Origin of the sequence: Pseudomonas sp. PKS (genome assembly GCF_051913525.1) — a bacterium.
GTDB lineage: Bacteria > Pseudomonadota > Gammaproteobacteria > Pseudomonadales > Pseudomonadaceae > Aquipseudomonas > Aquipseudomonas guariconensis_D.
Map to the genome: position 1 here is coordinate 1 of NZ_JBEGDO010000066.1, position 304 is coordinate 304.

Annotated in this window: 1 protein-coding gene; it reads right to left on the reverse strand. The window is 32.9% G+C overall.

Annotated features, from left to right (window positions below):
- Positions 1-133 precede the first annotated feature (133 nt).
- The coding region (locus tag ABOA88_RS24100; protein ID WP_440128006.1) for a PTS transporter subunit EIIC at positions 134-304 on the reverse strand (171 nt) is incomplete at its 5' end.

Here is a 304-nt window from a genome sequence, read left to right on the forward strand (position 1 = left end):
TAGCATGGAATTTGTTGTAAACTTTTGCAGCAATAGCTCCAACAAAAATACCAGCAAGAACTCCGGTGTTTAATGATCTAATTCCTAAGTTATTTGTGATTAATTTTTCAGGAACTGATCAGCTTCCATAATATCATAATAAATGAATTTCCTTTTTAACATCACGAATTAAAGCTGATTGAATTCCGTTGAAAACTAAGAATCCAACAACAGCAGTAAGTGCAGCAATACCAGAATCTTTGGTATATGCTAAAGCTACTGAAATACAGAAGAATACTGGTAAGTTACCAAAACAAACATCACC